This window comes from Streptomyces melanosporofaciens, from assembly GCF_900105695.1.
GTDB lineage: Bacteria > Actinomycetota > Actinomycetes > Streptomycetales > Streptomycetaceae > Streptomyces > Streptomyces antimycoticus.
In genome coordinates, this window is record NZ_FNST01000002.1 from 2,038,135 (window position 1) to 2,059,880 (window position 21,746).

General features: G+C 72.4%; 21 protein-coding genes. 8 read left to right on the forward strand and 13 right to left on the reverse strand.

Annotation, left to right across the window (positions count from 1 at the left end):
• Nucleotides 1-17 precede the first annotated feature (17 nt).
• The 7 genes from BLV72_RS11175 to BLV72_RS11205 all read right to left on the reverse strand — a co-directional run bounded on the left by BLV72_RS11175 (nt 18) and on the right by BLV72_RS11205 (nt 6,697).
• A complete protein-coding gene (locus BLV72_RS11175) occupies nt 18-602 on the reverse strand; it encodes a hypothetical protein (protein WP_093461946.1) in 585 nt (194 codons plus the stop codon).
• A 6-nt stretch (nt 603-608) separates the two neighbouring features.
• Nucleotides 609-1,490 (reverse strand): carbohydrate ABC transporter permease, encoded by an 882-nt coding sequence (locus tag BLV72_RS11180; RefSeq protein ID WP_093461948.1) that lies wholly within the window; start codon nt 1,488-1,490, stop codon nt 609-611.
• On the reverse strand, nt 1,487-2,449 hold the full coding sequence (locus tag BLV72_RS11185; RefSeq protein WP_093461949.1) for a carbohydrate ABC transporter permease: 963 nt from the start codon (nt 2,447-2,449) through the stop codon (nt 1,487-1,489). The genes BLV72_RS11180 and BLV72_RS11185 overlap by 4 nt, the downstream gene beginning before the upstream one ends.
• Nucleotides 2,446-3,735: an ABC transporter substrate-binding protein gene (locus tag BLV72_RS11190; protein ID WP_093461951.1), complete on the reverse strand. Its 1,290-nt coding sequence runs from the start codon at nt 3,733-3,735 to the stop codon at nt 2,446-2,448. The genes BLV72_RS11185 and BLV72_RS11190 overlap by 4 nt, the downstream gene beginning before the upstream one ends.
• Before the next feature lie 67 nt (nt 3,736-3,802).
• Nucleotides 3,803-4,552, reverse strand: coding sequence for a cupin domain-containing protein (locus tag BLV72_RS11195; RefSeq protein WP_093470296.1), 750 nt, complete (start codon nt 4,550-4,552; stop codon nt 3,803-3,805).
• Nucleotides 4,553-4,557: 5 nt separating this feature from the next.
• Complete coding sequence (locus BLV72_RS11200; RefSeq protein ID WP_093461952.1) at nt 4,558-5,532, reverse strand: DUF6807 domain-containing protein; 975 nt, start codon at nt 5,530-5,532, stop codon at nt 4,558-4,560.
• A 7-nt stretch (nt 5,533-5,539) separates the two neighbouring features.
• A complete protein-coding gene (locus tag BLV72_RS11205) occupies nt 5,540-6,697 on the reverse strand; it encodes a Gfo/Idh/MocA family protein (protein WP_093461954.1) in 1,158 nt (385 codons plus the stop codon).
• Nucleotides 6,698-6,880: 183 nt separating this feature from the next.
• Here BLV72_RS11205 and BLV72_RS11210 point away from each other — a divergent pair, with 183 nt between their 5' ends.
• A complete protein-coding gene (locus tag BLV72_RS11210; protein WP_093461955.1) occupies nt 6,881-7,939 on the forward strand; it encodes a LacI family DNA-binding transcriptional regulator in 1,059 nt (352 codons plus the stop codon).
• Nucleotides 7,940-7,983: 44 nt separating this feature from the next.
• Here BLV72_RS11210 and BLV72_RS48730 read toward each other — a convergent pair whose 3' ends face one another.
• The 3 genes from BLV72_RS48730 to BLV72_RS11225 form a co-directional block, all read right to left on the reverse strand.
• Entirely contained in the window at nt 7,984-8,274 is a 291-nt protein-coding gene (locus BLV72_RS48730; protein WP_208905608.1) for a hypothetical protein, read from the reverse strand.
• On the reverse strand, nt 8,271-8,864 hold the full coding sequence (locus tag BLV72_RS11220) for a hypothetical protein (protein WP_093461957.1): 594 nt from the start codon (nt 8,862-8,864) through the stop codon (nt 8,271-8,273). Before BLV72_RS11220 ends, BLV72_RS48730 begins: the two co-directional genes overlap by 4 nt.
• Nucleotides 8,865-9,031: 167 nt before the next feature.
• On the reverse strand, nt 9,032-10,264 hold the full coding sequence (locus tag BLV72_RS11225; protein WP_093461958.1) for a helix-turn-helix domain-containing protein: 1,233 nt from the start codon (nt 10,262-10,264) through the stop codon (nt 9,032-9,034).
• Between the two features lie 251 nt (nt 10,265-10,515).
• Here BLV72_RS11225 and BLV72_RS11230 point away from each other — a divergent pair, with 251 nt between their 5' ends.
• The 4 genes from BLV72_RS11230 to BLV72_RS11245 all read left to right on the forward strand — a co-directional run bounded on the left by BLV72_RS11230 (nt 10,516) and on the right by BLV72_RS11245 (nt 14,881).
• Nucleotides 10,516-11,466 carry a bifunctional helix-turn-helix transcriptional regulator/GNAT family N-acetyltransferase gene (locus tag BLV72_RS11230; RefSeq protein WP_244320726.1) on the forward strand — a complete coding sequence of 317 codons (951 nt, stop codon included), beginning with the start codon at nt 10,516-10,518 and terminating at the stop codon, nt 11,464-11,466.
• Nucleotides 11,467-11,700: 234 nt separating this feature from the next.
• Nucleotides 11,701-12,384, forward strand: coding sequence for an RNA polymerase sigma factor (locus tag BLV72_RS11235; protein ID WP_093461960.1), 684 nt, complete (start codon nt 11,701-11,703; stop codon nt 12,382-12,384).
• On the forward strand, nt 12,381-13,439 hold the full coding sequence (locus tag BLV72_RS11240; RefSeq protein WP_093461961.1) for a CU044_5270 family protein: 1,059 nt from the start codon (nt 12,381-12,383) through the stop codon (nt 13,437-13,439). Before BLV72_RS11235 ends, BLV72_RS11240 begins: the two co-directional genes overlap by 4 nt.
• Nucleotides 13,440-13,735: 296 nt before the next feature.
• Entirely contained in the window at nt 13,736-14,881 is a 1,146-nt protein-coding gene (locus tag BLV72_RS11245) for a methyltransferase (RefSeq protein WP_093461963.1), read from the forward strand.
• A 19-nt stretch (nt 14,882-14,900) separates the two neighbouring features.
• On the opposite strand, the gene BLV72_RS11250 is transcribed toward BLV72_RS11245, so the two are convergent.
• Nucleotides 14,901-15,896 carry an aldo/keto reductase gene (locus tag BLV72_RS11250; RefSeq protein WP_093470298.1) on the reverse strand — a complete coding sequence of 332 codons (996 nt, stop codon included), beginning with the start codon at nt 15,894-15,896 and terminating at the stop codon, nt 14,901-14,903.
• A gap of 136 nt (nt 15,897-16,032) precedes the next feature.
• On the opposite strand from BLV72_RS11250, the gene BLV72_RS11255 reads away from it, so the two are divergent.
• Nucleotides 16,033-16,893 carry a helix-turn-helix transcriptional regulator gene (locus BLV72_RS11255; RefSeq protein ID WP_093461964.1) on the forward strand — a complete coding sequence of 287 codons (861 nt, stop codon included), beginning with the start codon at nt 16,033-16,035 and terminating at the stop codon, nt 16,891-16,893.
• 368 nt (nt 16,894-17,261) lie between these two features.
• Nucleotides 17,262-18,059, forward strand: a complete 798-nt coding sequence (locus tag BLV72_RS11260) for a sugar phosphate isomerase/epimerase family protein (protein ID WP_093461966.1) — start codon at nt 17,262-17,264, stop codon at nt 18,057-18,059.
• Here the strand turns inward: BLV72_RS11260 and BLV72_RS11265 are convergent.
• The gene (locus BLV72_RS11265) at nt 18,033-19,091 is read right to left on the reverse strand and encodes an EamA family transporter (RefSeq protein WP_093461967.1); all 1,059 of its coding nucleotides are present in this window, start codon (nt 19,089-19,091) and stop codon (nt 18,033-18,035) included. The two genes, BLV72_RS11260 and BLV72_RS11265, sit on opposite strands and share 27 nt — an antisense overlap.
• A gap of 142 nt (nt 19,092-19,233) precedes the next feature.
• Here BLV72_RS11265 and BLV72_RS11270 point away from each other — a divergent pair, with 142 nt between their 5' ends.
• Nucleotides 19,234-20,148, forward strand: a complete 915-nt coding sequence (locus BLV72_RS11270; RefSeq protein WP_093461969.1) for a LysR family transcriptional regulator — start codon at nt 19,234-19,236, stop codon at nt 20,146-20,148.
• Nucleotides 20,149-20,475: 327 nt separating this feature from the next.
• Here the strand turns inward: BLV72_RS11270 and BLV72_RS11275 are convergent, their stop codons facing one another.
• Nucleotides 20,476-21,696, reverse strand: a complete 1,221-nt coding sequence (locus BLV72_RS11275) for a macrolide family glycosyltransferase (protein ID WP_093461970.1) — start codon at nt 21,694-21,696, stop codon at nt 20,476-20,478.
• Nucleotides 21,697-21,746: the final 50 nt, after the last annotated feature.

Consider the following 21,746-nt stretch of genomic DNA (forward strand, 5'->3'; position numbering starts at 1 on the left):
GTGGTGCTCCGTGGCTCTCATAGATGGTGCTCCGTGGCTCTGGCGGCGATCGCGAGGGGGCCGGGGACGAGGAAGAGCAGCGGCGGATAGGCCCAGGCGCAGACGGCGGCGGTGGCGACGGCCAGCAGCAGCACGGCGCTCGCGCGGGGCCCGCGCACACTGGCGTACGCCGCCGAGCGCAGCGCGGCCCGCCAGTTCGTCGCCGACTCGGGGCGGGCGCAGGCCCGCAGATAGACGACGGCGAGCAGTCCGGCCACGGCGAGCAGCGCGGGCCGGAAGACCACCGCGCCCGGCAGCCCCGCGCCTGCCGCGAGCGCGTTGAACAGCAGCAGGACGCCACCGACCAGCAGCCCCGCCCCGGCCAGCAGATCGCCGGTGCGCAGCCGCCTCCGCAGCGCGCGGAGGTAGCCGCCCGCCGTGGTGGGCGCGTCCTGGCGCACCCGCCGGTCCAGGACGGCGCAGGCCGTGGACATGGCGGCGGGGGCGCTGATCAGCGGCAGCGAGGCGGCGGCCGTGGCCAGGCCCACCGCCAGGACGTCGGCGAAGAGGGCGAAGCGCGGGCCGAACAGCTCGCCGGGTTCACGTTTGGTGGCGGTGTCCATGGCCGGTCACCCCTTCAGTCCGGAGCTGGCCATGCCCTCGACCAGGAACCGCTGGAAGGCGAGGAAGAAGAGCACGATGGGCAGCAGCGCGAACACCGACATCGCGAACATCGGGCCGAAGGCCGACTGGCTGGAGGCGTCCACGAAGGACCGCAGGGCCAGGGTCAGGGTGAACTTCTCCGGCTCGAAGAGATAGATGAGCTGGGTGAAGAAGTCGTTCCAGGTCCAGATGAAGGTGAAGATCGCGGTGGTGATCAGCGCGGGCCGGGTCAGCGGCAGGATGACGCTGAAGAACGAGCGGAAGGGCCCGCACCCGTCGATCCGCGCCGCCTCCTCCAGCTCACGCGGCAGTCCGCGCATGAACTGCACGATGAGGAAGACGAAGAAGGCGTCGGTGGCCAGGAACTTCGGCAGGATCATCGGCCAGTAGGTGTTCACCATGCCGAGCTGGTTGAAGATGATGTACTGCGGAATGAGGATGGCGTGGTGCGGCAGCATGATCGTCGCGATCATGAACGCGAAGAGCGGACCGCGCATCCTGAACCGCAGCCGCGCGAAGGCGTACGCGGCGAGCGAGCAGCTGATGACGTTGCCGAGCACCGCACCGCACGCGATGAGCAGCGAGTTCCACAGCAGCCGTCCGACGCTGACCTCGTTCACCCCGTCCAGGGCGGTGGAGTAGTTGCTCCATTCGAAGTGGCTGGGCAGCAGCTTGAGGCTGGCGATGACCTCGTCGGCGGGCTTGAACGAGGTCGCCAGCAGCCAGGCCAGCGGATAGAGCATCACCAGCAGCACGGCGATCAGGCAGGCGTGCAGCGCGATCCGGCCCGCGGGCCGCCGCCGCGCCGCCGGGCCGGCCGGGGCGGTGGAGATCGGGGCGGTGGTCATCGGCCCCCCTCGTTGTTGTCGTTGGCGTAGAAGACCCAGGCCCGGGAGGTGCGGAAGAGCACCGCGGTGACGACCCCGATGGCCAGCAGCAGCGCCCAGGCCATGGCGGAGGCGTAGCCCATATGGGAGGCGGTGAAGCCGCGGTCGTAGAGGTAGAGCGTGTAGACCAGCGTGGAGTCGGCGGGTCCGCCCTTGCCCGCGCTGACCGCGAAGGCGGGGGTGAAGACCTGGAACGCCTGGATCATCTGGAGCACCAGGTTGAAGAAGAGCACCGGGGAGAGCATCGGGATGGTGATGGAGCGGAACTGCCGCCACCAGGAGGCCCCGTCGACCGCCGCCGCCTCGTACAGCTCCACGGGTATCTGCTGGAGCCCGGCCAGGAAGATCACCATGGGGGCGCCGAACTGCCAGATGGTCAGCAGCGCGACCGACAGGATGGCCCAGCCCGGCTTGTTGATCCAGCCGCCGATGTCGATGCCCATGCCGGAGAGCAGGTTGTCCACCGAGCCGCCGTCGTTGAAGATCGCCCGCCAGACCAGGGCGATGGACATCGACGCGCCGAGCAGCGAGGGCGCGTAGAACGCCGAGCGGTAGAAACCCTTGCCGCGCTTGACCGACTTCAGCGCGATGGCGACGGCGAGCGCCATGGCGAGCTGCAGCGGCACCGCGATCACGACATACGTCAGGGTCGTGATGACCGACCGCCAGTAGCGGGGGTCCTCGGTGAACATCTGCGTGTAGTTGCGGAAGCCGATCCACTGGGGCGCGTCGAACATGTCGTAGTCGGTGAACGACAGGTACAGGGACACGGCCATGGGCAGCAGGGTCAGCACGGCGGCGCCGAGCACCCATGGGGACAGGAACACCCAGGCGGCCCCCTGCCGCTCGCGCTTGGGCGCCCGCTTGCCGCCGGTGGCGGGGGGCGCGGCGTCCTGGGGGCGGGTCGCGGTCGCGGTCATTGCCTCAGCTCCGCCTTCGCCTCGGTGATGTAGTTCTCCGCCGCCTCGCGTGGCGACATGCGCTCGTAGCTGACCTGGTCGTAGTCGCGCGAGAAGGTGGACTGCAGGGAGGTGTCACCCTTGGGCGGCGCGGGCGGCGGGTCCTTCAGCCTGCCCTCGAACTGCTTCTGGTACGTGGAGATGACCTGGTCGAAGCCCTCCAGCTTGGGCAGCACGCCCTGCCGGATGGCGTCGTTGGCCGGGATGCCGCGGGAGGCGCCGAGGATGGCGCCCGCCTCCTTGTCGTTGAGCAGGAAGTCGATGAACTGGGCCGCCTGCTTGGGGTGTCCGGTCTTGGCCGAGGCGCCGAAGAACATCGACGGTTTGAAGTACTGCCCGGGGGTGCCGTCCTCGCCGACCGGGAACGGTGCCATCTTCAGCCCCTCGCCGACGATGGCCGCATAGCCGCTGACGGGGGCGTCCCAGTTGAAGTCGGCGACGGACTTCAGCCGGCCCAGCGGGGTGTTCTCCACCGTGCCGTCCATCTGGGTGGTCTGCTCGGCGGACGAGACCGCCCCCTCCTTGCGGAGCCCCGTGCACCACTCCCAGTAGCGGGTCAGATCGTCGGCGGTGAAGCCGAGCTTCTCGTCCTTGGTGTAGAGGGACTTGCCCTGGCCGCGCAGCCAGATCTCGAAGACGTCCTCGCTCTGGCCCGGGTCGGTGGAGCCGACCCGCCCCTTGGTCGCCGGGGACGCCGCCAGCTTGCGCATCGCGTCGGCCCAGTCGTTCCAGGTCCAGGTCAGGGTGGGTTCGGGGACGCCCGCCTTGCGCCACAGCGTGGCGTCGTACGCCATCGTCTCGGTGCCGCGGGCCACCGGGAGCGCGTACTGCTTGCCGTCCACCACCCCGGTGGCCAGCAGCCCCTTGTCGATCTCCGAGGTGCGCAGCTCGGGGTGTTTGCCGAGGTCCAGCAGGATGCCGGAGGTGGCGTACTGGTTGATCTGCCGGTAGTCGAGCTGCATCACATCGGGGGCGTCGCCGCCCGCCGCCTGCGTGGCCAGCTTCGCCTTGTAGGTGTCGAAGCCCGCGAAGGACGTGCTGATGTCGATGTCGGGGTGGCGCTTCTCGAAGAGCCCCACGGCCTCTTCGGTGCGGGCGGCCCGGTCGGGGTTTCCCCACCAGGTGAACCGCAGGCTGACCTTGCCGCCCGAGCCGCCGCCGCCATCGCCGCCGCAGCCCGTGAGGGTCCCTGCGAGCGTGAGCACGAGAGCCAGGGCGCAGGACGCCCTTGTCCTGTTTCCGCGCATACCGGAGCCGACCTCCCTCCTGAATTCCGTTGAGCGTATGAGCGTGGGTGGTGGTGCTCTACGGCGACTATTCGCCGTAGTACGGGAGCGTGACACCCGGCAGTTCGTACTCGTCCCGGCGGCCGCACATGCCGTAGCCGCCCCGGCGGCTGGGCCCGGTCGCGGTGACCCGCGCCTCGGCCAGATGCGAGGGGTCGCCCGCGGCGAGCGCGGTGAGCTGCTCACCGGTGCGCCGCGCGGCGGCGAGCGCCCCGTCCCGCCAGCGCGGCTCCCACTCCTTCACCTTGGGCGCGGCGATCCGCACCGCCGCCTCGTGGAAGGCGCGCAGCGGTCCCTCGTCGCCGCTCTCGGCGGCGGCCCGCAGCGTCAGATAGCCCTCGATCGCCAGGTCCCGGCGGCGCCGGGCGGCCGCGTCGGCCTCCGGCCCCTCCTTGGCGGGCAGCGCGGCGGCCGCCGCGTACCGCTCGGGGTCGGCCAGCACCTCGGGCGGGAAGGTGAAGACGGCGTCCCCGGCCTCCGGCAGCCCGCTGTTCTGCATCAGCACGGTCACCTTGAGGCCGCCGCCCTGCACCATCCGGTGCACGGTGCCGGGGGTGAACCACACCACCGCACCCGGCTCCAGCGGTGTCTCGGTGAAGCCGTCCTGGACGGTCAGGGTCTGCACGGCGCCGCGCCCGGCGGTGACCACATACGCCTCGGTGCAGGCCAGATGGAGATGGGGGCTGCCGCCGCACACCCCGTCGGCGGCCTCCCACTCGTACGCGCTGATGTGGGACATCCCCACACCACCCGGCAGCGGGGCGAACATCTCGCTCATCCGGCTCACCACCCGTGGTTCTCGAGGTAGCCCTCGGCGCGCGCCCGGTCCCAGGCGCCGTCGGCGACCACCACCCGGTAGCGGTAGCCGAAGGACTCCCCCGGGGGAAGCTCGAACTCCTCGAAGAACGCCCAGGAGGGGGCGACCGAGGGGATCGGCTCGGAGCGCACGAACCAGTGGGAGGCGTGGATGGATTCGGTGTTGTCGAGGTTTTCCGGCGCGTGCGCGAACAGCAGCGTGGAGTGCCCGTCCACGCCGTCGTGCTCACCGGTGAAGGCGACCCAGGGGGCCTCGGCGGCCGGGGTGCCCATCAGGTCCGAGGCGCCCTTCTCGCCCTCGCCGCCGCGCCCGTCCGGGCCGATCACGTCGCCGCCGGTGAAGTCGCGCGGGCCGCGCCAGTTGAGCCCGGTGTATCCGGCCATCTCCCGGCCGGCGGTGGTAGGGGAGCCGAAGTGCAGGGCCTCGCCGCGGATGTTGGTGAGGCGGATGGACCAGTCCAGGGCCCAGGTGCCCTCCTCCGGTTCCACCGAGTGGAGTTCGATGGTGCGCACCTCGCGCGCCCACTCCTGGCCGCCGCTGTGTTGTACAGAAGGGTTGGCGACCCAGGTGAGGTTCTCCACGAAGCGCAGCCGGTCGTCCGCGACCACGAACTCCTCGAAGCCGTCGTGGCGCATCGAGCCCACGCGCTCCTCGACATGCTGGTAGCCCTGCTCGGGGCCGAGGTAGGAGTTGCCGCCCCAGAAGTTCTGGCCGGACAGATGGCTGGAGGTCATCTGCAGGCCCTTGTGCCAGCGGTGGTCGCTGGGCCGGTAGCCGGAGACCGGGTTCCCGGCGAGGGTGCGCAGCGGGTGGGCGTAGGGCTTACGGGCCTCGAAGGCTTCCGGGTCGGGCCGGTAGACGTAGGCCATCAGCTCGACGCCGCCGGAGGCGACCGAGATCCGTGTCCCGTGGGTGTGGGTGACGGTGATGTGCTGGGTCATGGCGGCCTCAGCTCTCCTTGGTGGTGGCGGTCGCTGCCTTCGGCGCCCAAGCGGGGTGGTTGCCGTGCATGGCGTCGTAATACGGGTCCCCGGGCACGATCTCGCCCGCGCGCACGGGCTGCCCGGTGAAGGCCGCCTTGTAGAGCGCGGCGATGAACTCGAGGGTGCGGCGGGCGTCCTGGCCGCTGCCGGGCGGCCTTACGCCGTCGCGTATCGCGTCCAGCAGCCCGGTCAGCTGGGCCCCGTGCGAGCTGGGCAGATCGGCGGCCGGGGTGCGCCAGCGCCGCTGCCGGGCGGGCTCGTCGCGGAGGTGCGGGGCGGGGGTGTAGACCCAGTCGTCGTTGCGGTGGCCGTAGAGATGGGTCAGCTCGACGGTGGCGTCCGCGCAGTCGATACGGATCCGGCTGACCTCGTCGGGCGAGAGCACGCTGTTGACGACGGTGGCCATGGCGCCGTTCGCGAACCGCACCAGCGCGGTGGACACGTCCTCGCTCTCCACCTCGTGGACCAGCCGTCCGGCCATGCCGCGGATCTCGGTCCAGTCGCCGAGGAGATGGAGCAGCAGATCCATCTGGTGGATGCCGTGGCCCATCGAGGGGCCGCCGCCCTCGGTCTCCCAGCGGCCGCGCCACGGCACCGCGTAATAGGCGGTGTCGCGGTGCCAGGTGGTCTGGCAGTGGGCCACCAGCGGCTGCCCCAGGGCGCCCTCGGCCAGCAGCTCGCGGGCGTGGACGGCGCCCGAGCCGTAGCGGTGCTGGAAGACCACCGAGGCGTACGGGCCGCCCGCCTCCCGCTCGGCCGCGGCTATCTCGTCGTACTCCGCGAGCGTGAGGCACAGCGGCTTCTCGCACAGCACCCAGGCGCCGGCCTTCAGCGCGGCCACCGTCTGCTCGCGGTGCAGGGAGGGCGGGGTGCCGATGAGCACCAGATCGGGGCGTTCGGCCTCCAGCATGGCCGCCACGTCGGAGTAGCCGGTGACGGCGAAGGTGCCGCCTTCGGCCGCCGTGGCGCGGAAGGCGTCGAGTCGGTCGGCGGCCACGTCTACGGCGGCCACGAGGTCCACACGGTCGACGTGATCACGTAGTGCGGGCAGATGGCTGCCGGTGACGATTCCTCCGGTGCCGACCACTGCGGCACGGATACGGGCGGTGGCTGCTGCGGCCATGGGCTGAGGCTCCTCGCCGGGGGTAAGCGCTTGCTGCAGAGGACCCTAGGCATGGTCCGGATGACAGGACAAGACCCTGGACGGCAGAATCGCGCCGCTCATGGAGTGAGAGCATGGGGGCGCCAACCAGTGCGCGCGGTGTCCCAGAAGGTGACCATCGGGTGACCATCCAACGGAGGAAACATGGCAGTGACCCTGGCCGATGTGGCGGCACGGGCTCGGGTCTCGGCGGCCACCGTGTCGCGCGTCCTGAGTGGCAACTACCCCGTCGCGGAGTCGACCCGGACCCGGGTGCTGCGCGCGGTCGATGAGCTGGAATACGTGGTCAACGGCCCGGCAAGCGCTCTCGCCGCCGCCACCTCCGATCTGGTCGGGGTACTCGTCAACGACATCGCGGACCCCTTCTTCGGCATCATGGCGGGCGCCGTACAGGCCGAGATGGGCGCACCGGCGGGCGAACCGGGCCGCGGCGCCGAGAAGCTCGCGGTCATCTGCAACACCGGCGGTTCGCCCGAGCGCGAGCTGAACTACCTCACCCTGCTGCAGCGGCAGCGCGCCGCCGCCGTCGTGCTCACCGGCGGCGCGGTCGAGCACCCCGACCACGCCGCCGCCGTGGCCACCAAGGCGTCCCGGCTGGCCGCGTCCGGCACCCGGGTGGTGCTGTGCGGCCGCCCGCCGATCGCGGACGCGACCACCCTCACCTTCGACAACCGCGGCGGCGCCCGCCGCCTCACCGAACACCTGCTGACCCTCGGCCACCGCCGCATCGGCTATGTCGCGGGCCCCGCCGAGCGCACCACGACCCGCCACCGGCTGGAGGGCCACCGGGCGGCGCTCGGCGCCGCGCGAGTGAACAGTCTCGACGCCGACATGGAGCGGCTCACCGTGCACGGCCTGTACGACCGCGCCTCCGGCTATGACGCGACCCTCGAACTGCTGCGCCGGGACCGGGGGTTGACGGCCATAGTCGCCGCCAACGACACCATCGCGCTCGGCGTCTGCGCGGCCCTGCGCGACCAGGGCCTGCGGATCCCCGAGGACGTCTCGGTCGCGGGCTTCGACGACCTTCCCTTCAGCGCGGACGCGGTCCCCGCCCTCACCACGATGCGGCTGCCGCTGCACGAGGCGGGCGCCCGGGCCGGGCGCCTCGCCCTGGGCCGCGAGCCGCAGCCGCCGGGCGGGGTGGCGATGGTCCGCGCCGAACTGATGGCTCGCGCCTCGACGGCCCCGCCGCGCGGCTGAGCAATGCACTCCGTGCGGGGCGGGTCTCCTCCGTACGAAGCCGTCTATGCCCCGGTCCGCCGGCGGGGCGCGCGGATCAACGGGTGGTCGCCGTCCGGCGGGGCGGGGCGCCGAGCGGCGCGGGCCGTCTCGCACGAGGGGGCACAGACGTACAGCCGGTACGTCTCGGTGACGCTGCCGTAGTCCACCTCCACCGTGCAGATCGGCCGGTCCGCGTAGAGGCGTGCCGCGCACAGGGCGCAGTTCCAGCCCTGGAGCTGGCCGAAGACCCACTTCCGGCCCGGGGTCCGCAGTTCCGCTATCCGCTCCCGCTCGGTGCGCTCGTCCTCCGTCACCGGGTGTGCCCCCGTTCGCGGGCGCGGCGCATGGCGGCGGCCTCGGCGACCGGGTCGCGCCGGTGGGCCAGGGCGTGGGTCGGGCAGGCGTACACCGTGCGGCCGGGTCCGCTGCCGCCGTGCTGGACGTCCACGATGACGGGCTCTTCGGTGGGCAGCTCGCAGCGATAGCAGGTCTGGCGCCCCTGTGGGACCGGGCCGAGTTCGACGCGGTCGGCCTCGGCCAGCGCTCCCCACAGCTTCCAGGCGTCGGTCAGGTAGTGGTCGACCGAGAGCGGCACGCGCCAGTGGGTACCGGGCGGTGTGGTCCAGGAGTTGGGCGGCACACCGAGGTAGCTGCACTCGTCCGCCAGCTCGGTCAGGACCCGCACCTGCCGCAGATGCCAGCTCGTGGCGGAGCCCACCGCGACGAGCCAGTACAGGGTGCCGTACTTGTCCTGGATGACGGCGCCGTTCTCGTCGCCGAGGAGCTTTAAGGCGCGTTCCCCGACGGTCGGCGCGGCCCGTACGGCATCCCACCACTTGCCTGCGGGTAACGCCTGGACATCCACGGCGGGCGGCGGTGTCCACGGTAAGGCTCTGGTCGTCACATCGGGCTCCCCTGCTGATCTACGAGGGGCGGCGCCGGACAGGTTCCTGGCGGGAGCAAGGGGCGACGCCGCCGCGATGCGGATCACGCTAGGTGTGCGTGTGATCACAGCCCAGTGACGAAGTGCCGTAGTCCAGCCTCAGTTTTCGGCGGGACTACGGCACTTGTTCATGCTGCCGGGTCCACGCCCAGCCGCACCGCGAGCTTTCGCAGGTCTCGGTCGCGGCGGCGCTCGGTCTCCAGCAGTCCTCCCACGGTGGAGGCGGCGAGCATCTGATGCGTCAGCCACTCAGGATGCTCCTCGTCGAGGGTGAGCAGCACATCGCGGGCTCCCTCGTCGTCATGCGTCTGGTAGCGGGCGAATGCCAGATCCAGCCGATGCCTGGCGCGCGAGATCTTCCAGGGCAGCTCATCCACGTTGACCCCACTGGCTGTGGCCAAAGCCTTGTCCGGGTGACCGAGCGACACCTGAACGGTGGTGGCCTGCATGCCCACACTCGCCGGGCCGAAGGCGGTGCCTCGCACCCGTACCGCCCCGGACAGCGCGGCCGCCGCCTCCGCCTGCCTGAGGAAGGTGAGCGCGTCATCTTTTGTGCTGTCGGACTCATCGCGGTTCGCCCGTGCTGCCGAGACGGCACCGGACAGCAGCAGGATCCCGAACATCGCGAACTTCTCGGGGCTGCGGTCGGAGAACCGCGGCTCGATCTCAGCCGCCCTGCTGGTTGCGACCCGCTGGGCATCGCTCCATCGGCCTTGCCGCAGGAGCACAAGCGAAAGCGTCGAGACGGCGAGAGCGTGCCGCAGCTCGTCGCCGGCCCGCGCCGTGGCATGCATGGCTCGCTCCACCGCGGTGTAGGCCAGATCGGTCTGCCCCAACTGCGCGGCCACGTCGGCGACGATGATGTGCGCGGCAGCGGACATCGACCACACCGTGTCGTGGTCGGGGCCCCCCTCGGCCTCGCGGGTGGCCGCCTTCAGATCGGTCACGAGCCCGGGCAGCATGCCGACCAGATCGGTGAACTGTCCCCGCCGATAGTGCTTCTGGGCCTGCTCCATGACCGGGCGGAGGTCATCCGGGCCGGGCGCGTCGCTGTCCGCGCCGCACAGGTCCAGCCCCGGCAGATCGCTCGGGGCCTGGATGGCGGCCCGCAACGCGATGACTCCACCGTCGGGCGCGAGAGATTGCGTCATGGTGGGCTGGCCCAGCAGGCGGGCGAGCTCGATATCGAGTGCGCCCGCCAGCTTCTGATACGTGGCGATTCTCGCTCCCCGCTGGGTGCCCTGCTCCAACCTGCGGATGGTGTCGACGGACACGCCGGCACGGTCGGCGAGTTGCTCTTGCGTGAGGTCGCGAATGTCGCGAAGTCGGGCCAGTCGCTTACCAACGGACAGATCAGTCATGCGATACACCACCGCCAGAAGGTCTTTGGGCCACGGTACGCCCGGAGGGGGAGCCGTGGGAGCCCAGCAGGCATTGGGCACACGAAGGAGCGCTCGCCCGCCCCGCGGGCCGGGACGAACGCGAAGCGCGTCGGCGTTGCGGTCGCCGCCGACATCTCCCTCCCCCGGGAGGGGACCCCCTTCCCAAATACTTGATCTGGCGCAACTATGAGATCAAGCAAAATCGACACAGGGGTACGGAGGGGTGCCGGATGGGCCCGCGCGACAATCTCGATCTGGCCGTGGACGAGGTCCGCGACTTCAACCGGATGTACACCCGCCTGATCGGCGTCCTCGACTACCCCGGGCAGCTCAACACCCCGTACACGCTGAGCGAGGCCCGCATCCTCTACGAGCTGGCGCGGCGGGAGCGCACCCATGTCTCCGCCCTCAGGGAGCACCTCGGCGTCACCGCCGCGCATCTGAGCCGGACGCTCAGCCGGTTCGAGGAGCGGGGGCTGGTGACGCGCGAGCGCCACCACCGCGACGCCCGCTTCCAGGAGGTGCTGCTCACCGCCGAGGGCCGGGCGGCGGCCGACGATCTCGACCGGCGGTCGCGGGACGCGGTGACCAGGCTGCTGGCCAAGATCCCCCGGAACGAGCTGGGGCGGCTGCGCGAGGCGCTGGCAACCGCGCGGGGCGTATTCACCAACCCGGCGGAGCCGGAAGTGCGGCTGCGCGGGCTGGAGCCGGGCGACCTGGGCTGGATCGTGCAGCGCCACGGCGCCGTATACGCGCGGGAGTTCGGGTGGAACGCCGAGTTCGAGGCCCTGGTGGCGCGGATCGTCGGGGAGTTCGGCGCGGGCCATGACCCGGCCCGCGAGCGGGCGTGGATCGCGGAGCTCGACGGCCGTCCCGTCGGCTCGGTGATGTGCGTCCGGGACGAGCGGCCCGATACGGCCCGGCTGCGGCTGCTGCTCGTCGAACCGGAGGCGCGCGGGCGGCGGCTCGGCGAGTGGCTGGTCCGCACCTGTGTCGACTTCGCACGTGAGGCGGGCTACCGCGATCTCGTGCTGTGGACCAATGACGTCCTGACCTCCGCCCGCCGGATCTACGAGGGCGCCGGGTTCGAGCTGATCGCCGAAAAGCCGCACCGCGGCTATGGATCGCCCCTGGTCGGGCAGGACTGGCGGCTCGCGCTCCGGGGCTCGGCACACGACTGACGGCCTGCGGTCCGGGTGATACGCCGCACGCGACTCAGCGGACCTGGTGAAGTCGGCTGCGGTCCAGCAGCGCCGCCAAGGGGCGCGGGGCTGTGTCCATGTGCGGCTCCGCCGCGTGGGCGCGACCGGCCACGACGGCGCCGCGGACGAACGACGGCACATCACGGCACACCGGCGGAGCACTCTGTGACGCAGATCACCGCAACGCGGTCCGCGCGGTGGACAGGGGGGAGTGTGGAGACATCACTGCGCACTCGCGTGCGAGCCGGGGACCCGGATGCCTTCGGGCAGCTCTTCGACGAGTGCGCCTCGGTGGTCTACCGGCATGCCGTCCGGCTGACCGGCGACTGGGGCATGGCCGACGACATCGTGTCGCTCACCTTCCTGGAGGCGTGGCGGCTGCGCGAGCGGCTGCTTCCGGGGGACGACAGCCTCCGCCCGTGGCTGCTGGGGATCGCGACGAACGTCACGCGCAACACCACGCGGGCGGCGCGAAGACACCGGACCGCGCTCGCCAGACTCCCACCCCCGGACCCCGTTCCGGACTTCGCCGACGAGGTCACCCAGCGCCTGGCCGACACCGAGGAGCTGGCCGCCGCGCGGAAGGCGTTGCGCACGATGCGCCGTGGGGAGCGCGAGGTGTTCACGCTCTGCGTATGGGAGGGCCTGGACGCCGCGACGGTGGCCGAGGCCCTGGACGTGGCCACCGGCACCGTACGGGCCCGGCTCTCCCGCGCGAGAAAGCGCCTGCGCAAGCTCACCGAGCTCGAACTCCGCCGCGCAGGCGGCGAGGGCACGGATAACGACGGCGCGGACGGCTGCACCGGGCAGGACGCGGTGCAACGCGCGGCCATGGGCGGACAGATACCGGTCAGCCGCCATCGGGCGGCCCGGTCCACGCAGGAGAAGAAGCGATGAACACCAACCCGCGACGAGCCGATCAGCCGGTCGACCCCCAGGAGCTGGCCGAGTTGCTGCCCGCCCCGGGCCGTCCGGTGCTCCGGCAGGACCGCCACCGCGTCCTGAAGGAACATCTGATGGAGCAGATCAGCAGCGAGACCGTCTACGAGCTGTCGGGTACGCCGGACACCGCATCCGCGCCGCCCCCAACCCGGCGCCCCCGACGGCGCCTCGTCCTCATCGCGGCGCCGCTGGCGCTGGCCACCGCCGTGGTCGTGGGCGCGGTGGCGGTCGATGGCCTGCGGGACGGCGAAGGCGGCGCCACCGGCGTCGGCGGCGACCCCAGGGCCGAGCACCGGCAAGCCGTGCAGCTACTGGACCGGATCGCCGTGGCAGCGGCCGACCGCCCGGCGGTCAAGGCCCGCGACGACCAGTTCATCTACACCAGGTCCCAGGGACCCTCGTCCACGTGGGGCGGTCCCTCGAAGCTCGTACGGGACTCCAAGGGGAAGGTCACGGGCACCAAGACGTACGAGGGGAATGTCCGCAGTGAGGAGTGGCAGCCCGTGTCCGGCAAGCGGGACGGCCTCCGGCACCTCACCGGACTGTCCCCCAGCGGCGAACCCGTCCGCAACGAGACCGAGGACATCGCCATGTCGCCGGGAGTTCCGACCGTCCGGCAGCTCGAGGCCCTCCCCACCGACCCCGACGCGCTGCTGAAGAAACTCAAGAGCGACAGCGGGGTGGTGAAATCCCGGCTGACCGAGACGGTCTTCGAGAACGTCGGAGCCATCCTCGATCAGGCCACCCTGCTGCCCGAGTTCAATGCCGCGCTCTACCGTGCCGTGGCCAAGCTGCCGGACGTCCGCGTCGTGGAGAACGTCAAGGACGGCGCGGGCCGGTCCGGTATCGGCCTCACGTACACCCATCGCGAGAAGCGTTACCGGACCACGACCGAGTGCTGGGTCTTCGACGCGAAGACCCTGACCTACCTCGGAACGGATACGAGCGCGCTCCTGGACGTCGCCGTCACCGATGAAAAGGGCAAGGTGACACGGGTCGACGCACCCTGATCCGCCCGGAGCCGTTCCGAGCCGGCCTGGGCCGTCCCGAGCCGCCCGGAGCCGTTCCGAGCCGCCTGGAGCCGGCCGTCAAGGCGCCGAACGGCGTCCGCTCCGGCGGGCGCCTTCCCGGTCGCACAGATGACGAGGCGTCACCTCGACCGGAAATCCGCTCGCGCGGGCGGGTCCCGTACGGGGAGGATCGGCGCACACGCGGGCCCGTACAGCACGCGGGCATCGCACGGGGAACGTCCACACGACGCACCCGTGCGGCGCGTCGGAACGGCACAAGAGCAAAGGGTGTACCCCTGAGTACCCAGCAGGTCATCGAGTGGACCGAGGACGGCCGGACCCGGACCGCCCACTGGCGCTCCGAGAACGGCACGCCGCCGCCCCGGCGGATCGAGGTGGCGGACGACCGGATGCCCGCCGGCACCGCCCACCGCCGCGCCTGCGAGGGCACCGCGCTGCTGTGGCGCGGCGACTACCAGGGCGCCCGTCAGCTCCTGACGGCGATGGCGCGCCGGATCGACCGCGGACCGCGCCGGGCCAAGGAGCGGCGGGCCCCGGCGGCGTCACCGGCCGAGGTGTTCCACCGGCACCGCCAGGCCCGGTCCCGGCGGGCCCGGCTGCTGGGGATGGTGCTGGTGCCGCTGGACGCGGACTTCGGCATCCCGCTGCGCCGGGCGCCGGACGTACGGCAGGCGTGCGCCGAGGCGTACGGCCCGGCGGGCGGGCACCCGTCGGTGGCCTCGCTGCCGGAGTTACTCGGGCTGATCGGCGCGCATCAGTGGCGCCGTAAGGGCGTCAAGGTGCCGGCGCTGGGCGGGGACCGCATCCATCCGCACTACGGGGTCTTCTCGCCGGTGCGCGGCGAGTACGTCGATCTGGTGGCCGAGGCCCCGCTGCCCACGCAGGAGCTGGCCTTCGACATCGGCACCGGAACCGGCGTCCTGGCCGCCGTCCTGGCCCGGCGCGGCATCCAGCGGGTGGTGGCCACCGACCAGGACGCACGGGCGCTGGGATGCGCCCGCGAGAACGCGGCCCGCCTGGGCCTGTCCGAGCGGGTCGAGGTGGTCGAGGCCGACCTCTACCCGCCGGGCCGCGCCCCGCTGGTCGTCTGCAACCCGCCCTGGGTCCCGGCCCGGCCCTCCTCACCCCTCGAATACGCGGTCTACGACCCGTCCAGCCGTATGCTGCGCGGCTTCCTGAACGGGCTGGCCGGTCATCTGACCCCCGGCGGCGAGGGCTGGCTGATCCTCTCCGACCTCGCCGAACACCTCGGCCTGCGGCCACGCGCCGAACTCCTGACCGCCTTCGCCACGGCGGGCCTGACGGTCACGGCCCGCCTGGACATCCGCCCCGCCCACCCCCGCGCCCTCGACCCCACCGACCCCCTCCACACGGCCCGCGCGGCGGAGGTCACCTCGCTATGGCGGCTGACGGCGGGCTGAGCGAGCGCGGCAGCGAGCCTCAGTTCCCCACGCCGAGGCCGGACATGAACGCGGACGGGTAGCGGTCGCCGCGCGCCGCGCCCCGGGGCATCGCCTTCTCGATCTCGGCGAGGTCGTCGGCGGTGAGGGTCAGCTCCGTCGCGGGCAGCGCCTCGGCCAGCCGCTCGCGGGTGCGGGCGCCGACCAGCGGCACGATGTCCTCGCCCTGGGCGAAGACCCAGGCGATGGCAAGCTGGGCGACGGTGCACCCCTTCGCCTCGGCCACCCGGCGCAGCGCGTCCACGAGGGCGAGGTTGTGTGCCACGTTCTCGCTCGCGAACCGCGGGCTGAACGCGCGGGCGTCGCCGGGGCCGGCGGTGCGGTCGGCGGTCCAGTGACCGGAGATGAGGCCGCGGCCCAGGACGCCGTACGCGGTCAGTCCGATGCCGAGCTCACGGAGCGTGGGCAGGACGTCCGCCTCCACCGCGCGGGAGATCAGCGAGTACTCGATCTGCAGGTCGGCGACCGGATGCACGGCGTGCGCCCGGCGGATCGTCGCCGCGTCGACCTCCGAGAGGCCGAGGTGCCGTACGTACCCGGCGTCGATCATCTCCTTGATCGCGCCCACCGTCTCCTCGATCGGTACCGCAGGGTCCAGCCGGGCGGGACGGTAGATGTCGATGTGGTCGGTGCCCAGCCGGGTCAGCGAGTAGGCCAGGAAGTTCTTCACCGCCTCGGGACGGCCGTCATGCCCGGCGGCCCCGGGGCCGGGCCCCCGCAGCATGCCGAACTTGACGCTCAGCGTGTAGCTGTCGCGATCGCGGCCGCGCAGCGCCTCGGCGAGCAGCAGCTCGTTGTGGCCCATGGCGTAGAAGTCGGCGGTGTCGATCAGCGTGACGCCCGCCTCCAGTGCGGCATGCACGGTGGCGATGCTTTCCGTACGGTCGGCGACGCCGTACGCGCCCGACATGCTCATGCCGCCCAGCCCCACGGGGGAAACGGCCGGGCCGGTGCTGCCCAGGGTTCGCCTCTGCATCGCGTTCTCCTCGTCGTCGATCTGATGTGGATCTGTCACCCACCCTGCGCCCGCGCCGCGGCCCACGGGAGCGGAGCGTTCATCGTGGGAGAGCCGCTCCCTGGATGGTCCGCCCGCCGCGAGGGACCCTGGGGAGATGGAACGTGACCAGCTCGCCGACTTCCTGCGCCGTCGCCGCGAGGCGATCCGCCCGGCCGAGGTCGGCATCACCGACGGCCCCCGGCGCCGGACCAGCGGTCTGCGCCGGGAAGAGGTGGCCATGCTCGCGGGCATGTCGGTGGACTACGTCGTCCGCCTGGAGCAGGGCCGCAGCAGTCAGCCCTCACCGCAGCTCCTCGGCGCGCTGGCCCGGGCGCTGCGCCTCTCCGAGGACGAGCGCGACCACCTGTTCCACCTGGCAGGGCACCGGCCCCCGCCCGCGGACGGGGTGGCCGGCCTGGCGCGCGCCGGTCTGATCCGCATGCTCGACCTGCTCGGCGACAACCCGGCCCTGGTCCTGTCCGACCTGGGCGAGGTCCTCGCCCAGAACCGTGCGGCCGTCCTGCTGACCGGCGACCACACCGGCTTCTCCGGCGACCGGCGCTACATCGCCTACCGATGGTTCACCGACCCCGCCGAGCGCGCCGCCGCCCCGCCCGAGGAGCGGGAGCACCACTCCCGGCAGCTCGTGGCCGATCTGCGCGCGGCCGCCGGCCGCCGGTCCGGCGACCCCACGGTCACCGGACTCATCGACCGGTTGCGGGGCGCGAGCGCCGACTTCCGCCGGCTCTGGGCCGAGCACGAGGTGGCGGTCCGGCGCGCCGACCGCAAGACCCTGCTGCATCCGCGGGTGGGCCGCCTGGTGCTGGACTGCGAGACCCTGGTCACTCCCGACCAGGGCCAGCTCCTGCTGGTGCTCACCCCGGCGGACGCCGAGACCCGCGAGCGCCTGCAGCTCCTTCAGGTCCTCGGCATCGAGGAATTCCCCACGGGGTCGACGAACACGCCCATCCGGTGAAGCGGCCGCCCCACGGGACACCGGGCGCCCGCAGAACCGGGCGGTCGGCCACGACGTAACGGGCCGCCACGGCCTGGCCGACTACCGAGGCCGTCCGCGCCGCCCCTCACCCGCGCCCCGGGGCCCCCGCACACTCCTCGGACACCTGAGGCAGGCGTAGCCCGCACCCTGCCCGCTGAGCGGCCACGGCCCGCCGGGCCCGGCCGCCCGCACGCGGCACCGGGCGGGCGGGCCACGGCCTGCCCGCCCGCCAAGACACGCCGTGGGCGTGAGGTCAGGATTGACCCGACTCGTGCCCCTGCTTAGCGTCCCGGATGAAGGGCAGGAAGATCCCCACGTACCGCACGACCCCCATCAAGGGAGCCCGCATGAAGCTCGCCTTCTCCACTCTCGGCGTCCCCGGTATGCCCATGCCCGACGTCGCCCGGCTCGCCGCCGGGGCCGGGTACCACGGCGTGGAGCTGCGCGCCCACCCCGAGGAGCCGGTGCACCCGGGGATCGGGGCGGATGAACGCGCCCGGGTGGTGGCGGAGTTCCGGGACGCCGGGATCGAGATCCTCACCGTCGCCGGGTATGTGCGCGCCGCCCAGGCCGGGCCGGACGAGCCGGTGCTGGCCGGGCTGCGGGAGCTGCTGGAGCTCGCCCACGACCTGGGCGCCCGCCATGTCCGCGTCTTCCCCGGCGGCGGGGAGCAGAGCCCGGAGGAGGCCGACGCCACGGCTGCCCGGCGGCTCGCCGCGGCCGCGCCCCGCGCCGCCGACCTCGACGTACGGCTGCTGCTGGAGACCCACGACTCGCATCGGACGGGCGCGGACGCGGCCCGCGTCCTCGGGCTGGTGGGCCATGGCAGCGTCGGGGCGATCTGGGATGTGATGCACACCTGGCTGGGCGGTGAGGACCCGGCCACCAGCTATCCGGCGCTCTTCCCGCATCTGGGCTACGTCCAGGTCAAGGACATCGCCTCGGCCGACGACACCACCCCGCTGCCGCTGGGTGAGGGGGTGCTGCCGCTGACCGAGTGCGTGGAACTGCTCAGCCGCGAGGGCTGGGACGGCTGGCTGTGCTGGGAGTACGAGAAGCGGTGGTATCCGCAGGCGCGGGAGTTCCCGGAGCTGCTGGCCCCGGGCCGGGAGCACCTGCTACGTCTGCTGACCGACGCGGCCTGACCACGCCGGGGCCCCAGCAGAGCCCGGCTCAAGCCCGCCCGCCTCGGGGCCGTCCGGCTCAAGCCCGCCCGGCTCAAGCCCGCCCGGCTCAAGCCCGCCCGCCTCGGGGCCGTCCGGCTCGGGGCGGCGGTCCACCCCGGGCACCTCAGGTCCACGGCGCGCCCCGCGCCGGAGGCGCGGTGGGCGCGGGAGCGAGGTCAGGGCCACGCCGCCCACCAGCAGCGCCGCCGCCAGCCAGCGCGGTGCGCTGATCCCCTCCCCCAGCACCAGGGCCGCCGAGGACATCCCGAAGACCGGCACCAGCAGCGAGAAGGGGGCGACCGTCGAGGCGTCGTAGGTGCGCAGCAGAAAGCCCCAGACCCCGAAGCCGAACACGGTGGTGACCCAGGCGACGTAGACGATCGCGCCCACTCCGGCCCAGTCGAGCCTGCTCAGCGCGTCCAGGTCGGGCCCCGCGCCCTCGAACATCAGCGAGAGCCCGAGCAGCGGCAGTACGGGCACCACGCTCACCCACACCATGAAGTTCAGGGCGTCGGGCGGCGCCGCCTTGCGGGTGAGGACGTTGGAAACACCCCAGAAGGCGGCCGCCGCGACGACGAGGACGAAGCCGATGAGCGGCCCCGAGGTGCCCTCGTCCACGGCGGCCACCGCGATCCCGGCGAGGGCGACGGCCATGCCCAGCAGTCGCCGCCGACCGGGGCGTTCGCCGAGCACGACGGCCGCGAACAGCGCGGTGAACACCGCCTGGATCTGCAGCACCAGCGAGGAGAGCCCGGCGGGCATCCCCTCGTGCATCCCGATGAACAGCAGCCCGAACTTGGCCACCCCCAGGGCCAGCCCCACCCCCAGGATCCATCGCCAGGCGACCCTCGGCGGGCCGACCAGGAAGACGGCGGGCAGCGCGGCCACCAGGAATCGCAGGGCGCAGAAGAGCAGGGGCGGGAAGTGGTCGAGGCCCATCTCGATGACCACGAAGTTGACCCCCCACAGGGCCGTGACCAGCACGGCGAGGGCTATGTGCACAGGTCGCATGGGTCGAGGATCAGGGGCCGGGACCTGGTAGCACCAGCGCGGATGTCTTCATGCTTGGATGCAGTAACGGTTAAAGACGCAGTAACGGTTAAAGACGCGGGACCGGTCAACGACGCGGTACCAGCCAAAGGGGGGAGGGCCCATGCTGGATCTGGCCCGGCTGCGGGCGCTGCACGCGGTGTCCGTGCACGGCTCGGTCAGCGCCGCCGCGACCGCGCTCGGCTACACCCCGTCCGCCGTATCGCAGCAGATCGCCAAGTTGGAGCGGGAGACCCGGACCACCCTTCTGGAGCGGCAGGGCCGGGGCATCGCGCTGACCGACGCGGCGCGGCATCTGGCCGCCACCGCCCAGCAGTTGCTGGCCATCGTCGAGGAGGCCGAGACCACCCTGGAGGAGCGGCGCGGACAGCCGATGGGCCGGCTGGTGATCGGCGCCTTCGCCTCGGCGGCGCGCGGGCTGATGCCCGTGGTGCTGGCCGCGCTCGCGGCCGAACACCCCTCCCTGGACGCCCGGCTGCTCGAAGTGGATCCGCATCTGTCGGTGGACCTGGTGGCGCAGGGGGTCATCGACCTGGCGGTGGCCCATGACTGGGACATCGCCCCGCTGCCCGCCCCGGAGGGGCAGGAGCGGGCGGTCATCGGCGACGACCTGTGCGATCTGCTCGTCCCGGCCGGACATCCGCTGGCCGAGCGGGCCGCACGGCGGGCGCTGCGCCGCGAGGACCTGCCGGGGCAGCGGTGGATCTGCCAGCCGCCCGGGTCGGTGTGCCACGACTGGCTGGTCCGTACGCTGCGCGCCTCGGGCCATGATCCGGACCTGGCGTATCAGGCGGCCGAGAACCACACCCAGATCGCCCTGGTGGCGGCCGGTCTCGGCGTCGCCCTCATGCCCCGCCTGGGGCGCGGTCCGCTGCCGGACGGGGTGTTGGCGCTGCCCCTGGAGCCGGTCCCGGTGCGGCGGCTGTACGCCCTGTGGCGCACCGGCGCGGCCCGCCGCCCCGCCATCACCGAAACGGTACGGCTGCTGGGCGGCCTCTGGCCGCGGCGCACGGTCTGAGCACCGGCAGGGCACCGGCTCAACTGGCTGCCCGGCGCCGCCGCTTGGGGCGCGTACGTCCCACCTCGCCGATCCTCTCTCCGCACACCCGTTGCGGAACCGGTGCGAGCCGCGACGCGTCGAAGCGGTGTGCTGATGGGGAGTCTCCGCATGGCGGTAATCGGCCTCGCCGCTGACTGCGTCGCTGACCACCTCTCCGCCGCCCGCGGCCAGCAGCACCCCGCCGCCGACGCGACACCCCTCCCAGAGCGTCGGCGGCGCCCAAGGGGCACACCGCGGGCACCCAAGGGGCGCCCAGGGGGCCCGGTGCGCCCATAGGGCGACCGTTCAGACGGGCAGCTCCGCCTCGATCAGGTCCGCCGCGCGGTCCGGTCCGCCCTCGGCGGCCATCCGCGCCTTGAGCGCGGCACAGCGGGCCGCCACCTCGGGGTCGTCCACCAGGTCGAGCACGGCCTTGCGCAGCGCCGGCGCGGTGGCCTCCTCCTTGGGCAGATGGCGGCCGACGCCGAGCGCTTCGAGGGTGTCCGCGTTGCTGAACTGATCGACGGCCTGCGGTACGGCGACCATCGGCACCCCGCAGGCCAGCCCCTCCTGGGCGCCGCCCGCACCCGCGTGGGTGACGAAGGCGTCGGCCTTCCGCAGGATGCTCAACTGCGGTATCCAGCTGTGCACTTCGACATTGGCGGGGACCTCGCCGAGGTCGGCCGGATCGACGAACTCGCCGATCTGCAGCACCACATGCCACCCCGGCAGGTCTCCGAACGCCGCGACGCACGCGCGGTAGAAGCCGGGCTCCTTGGTCCAGGTCGAGCCGAGCGAGACCAGCAGGATCCGGTCGGTCTCGGCGGCCCGCTCCGGGCGGGGCCACTCCGCCGCCTCGCGGCGGGCGCTCTGGCAGCCGCCGACGAAGCTGTAGACGGATGGGTCGACGCGGTCGGCGTTGGGCTGGAGCAGCTCGGGGATGAGGGCGACACAGCGGCTGGGACGGCCGATGAGCCGGTCGGGGTCGGTGCCGGCCAGTCCGTTGTCCTCGAGCCAGGCGCGGTAGCGCGCGTAGTAGGCCCGGCCGCGCTCGGAGCACCGCAGCTGCGCGTACATCGGCTCGAAGACCTCTTCGCGGTACCCGTCCCAGGGCACGAAGCTGGGCGCCAGCTCGACGGCGGAGACGCCCCAGCGATGGGCGAGGACATGTGCCGGGTACGCCGTGACGTCGTACATCACCAGATCCGGCTCATCGCCCTCGTAGGCCGCCAGATGCTGCGGCAGCGCCTGCTCCGCCTCGGTGAGAAACGGCTCGATGTAGTCGATCAGATCGGATCCTCTGGCGCCCGGCACATTCTCACCGTGGAGGACCGAGGTGTAGGTCTTCGGCTCGGCGCCGGTCTCGGCGACCTTCTCGGCGAACGACTCGGGGATGGCGTAGGTCACCCGATGGCCGCGGGCCACCAGCTCGCGGATCATCTCCAGGCTCGGGTTGACGTGCCCGTGCGCCGCGATGCCGAACATGGCGATATGTGTGGGGGGCTTGGCACCCGTCGATGGGGTCATGAAAACGGAACCTAAGCGAGAACGGATGCCGCATACAAACAGTGCGCATA

What these genes read in the sequence shown, in the direction of transcription:
- BLV72_RS11270 (WP_093461969.1), top strand. Translation starts at nt 19,234, where the DNA reads ATGCTGGATCTGGCCCGGCTGCGGGCGCTGCACGCGGTGTCCGTGCAC.
- BLV72_RS11210 (WP_093461955.1), top strand. Translation starts at nt 6,881, where the DNA reads ATGGCAGTGACCCTGGCCGATGTGGCGGCACGGGCTCGGGTCTCGGCG.
- BLV72_RS11255 (WP_093461964.1), top strand. Translation starts at nt 16,033, where the DNA reads ATGGAACGTGACCAGCTCGCCGACTTCCTGCGCCGTCGCCGCGAGGCG.
- BLV72_RS11185 (WP_093461949.1), bottom strand. Translation starts at nt 2,449, where the DNA reads ATGACCGCGACCGCGACCCGCCCCCAGGACGCCGCGCCCCCCGCCACC.
- BLV72_RS11175 (WP_093461946.1), bottom strand. Translation starts at nt 602, where the DNA reads ATGGACACCGCCACCAAACGTGAACCCGGCGAGCTGTTCGGCCCGCGC.
- BLV72_RS11230 (WP_244320726.1), top strand. Translation starts at nt 10,516, where the DNA reads ATGGGCCCGCGCGACAATCTCGATCTGGCCGTGGACGAGGTCCGCGAC.
- BLV72_RS11195 (WP_093470296.1), bottom strand. Translation starts at nt 4,552, where the DNA reads ATGAGCGAGATGTTCGCCCCGCTGCCGGGTGGTGTGGGGATGTCCCAC.
- BLV72_RS11225 (WP_093461958.1), bottom strand. Translation starts at nt 10,264, where the DNA reads ATGACTGATCTGTCCGTTGGTAAGCGACTGGCCCGACTTCGCGACATT.
- BLV72_RS11205 (WP_093461954.1), bottom strand. Translation starts at nt 6,697, where the DNA reads ATGGCCGCAGCAGCCACCGCCCGTATCCGTGCCGCAGTGGTCGGCACC.
- BLV72_RS11250 (WP_093470298.1), bottom strand. Translation starts at nt 15,896, where the DNA reads ATGCAGAGGCGAACCCTGGGCAGCACCGGCCCGGCCGTTTCCCCCGTG.
- BLV72_RS11200 (WP_093461952.1), bottom strand. Translation starts at nt 5,532, where the DNA reads ATGACCCAGCACATCACCGTCACCCACACCCACGGGACACGGATCTCG.
- BLV72_RS11180 (WP_093461948.1), bottom strand. Translation starts at nt 1,490, where the DNA reads ATGACCACCGCCCCGATCTCCACCGCCCCGGCCGGCCCGGCGGCGCGG.
- BLV72_RS11240 (WP_093461961.1), top strand. Translation starts at nt 12,381, where the DNA reads ATGAACACCAACCCGCGACGAGCCGATCAGCCGGTCGACCCCCAGGAG.
- BLV72_RS11190 (WP_093461951.1), bottom strand. Translation starts at nt 3,735, where the DNA reads ATGCGCGGAAACAGGACAAGGGCGTCCTGCGCCCTGGCTCTCGTGCTC.
- BLV72_RS11275 (WP_093461970.1), bottom strand. Translation starts at nt 21,696, where the DNA reads ATGACCCCATCGACGGGTGCCAAGCCCCCCACACATATCGCCATGTTC.
- BLV72_RS11260 (WP_093461966.1), top strand. Translation starts at nt 17,262, where the DNA reads ATGAAGCTCGCCTTCTCCACTCTCGGCGTCCCCGGTATGCCCATGCCC.
- BLV72_RS11265 (WP_093461967.1), bottom strand. Translation starts at nt 19,091, where the DNA reads ATGCGACCTGTGCACATAGCCCTCGCCGTGCTGGTCACGGCCCTGTGG.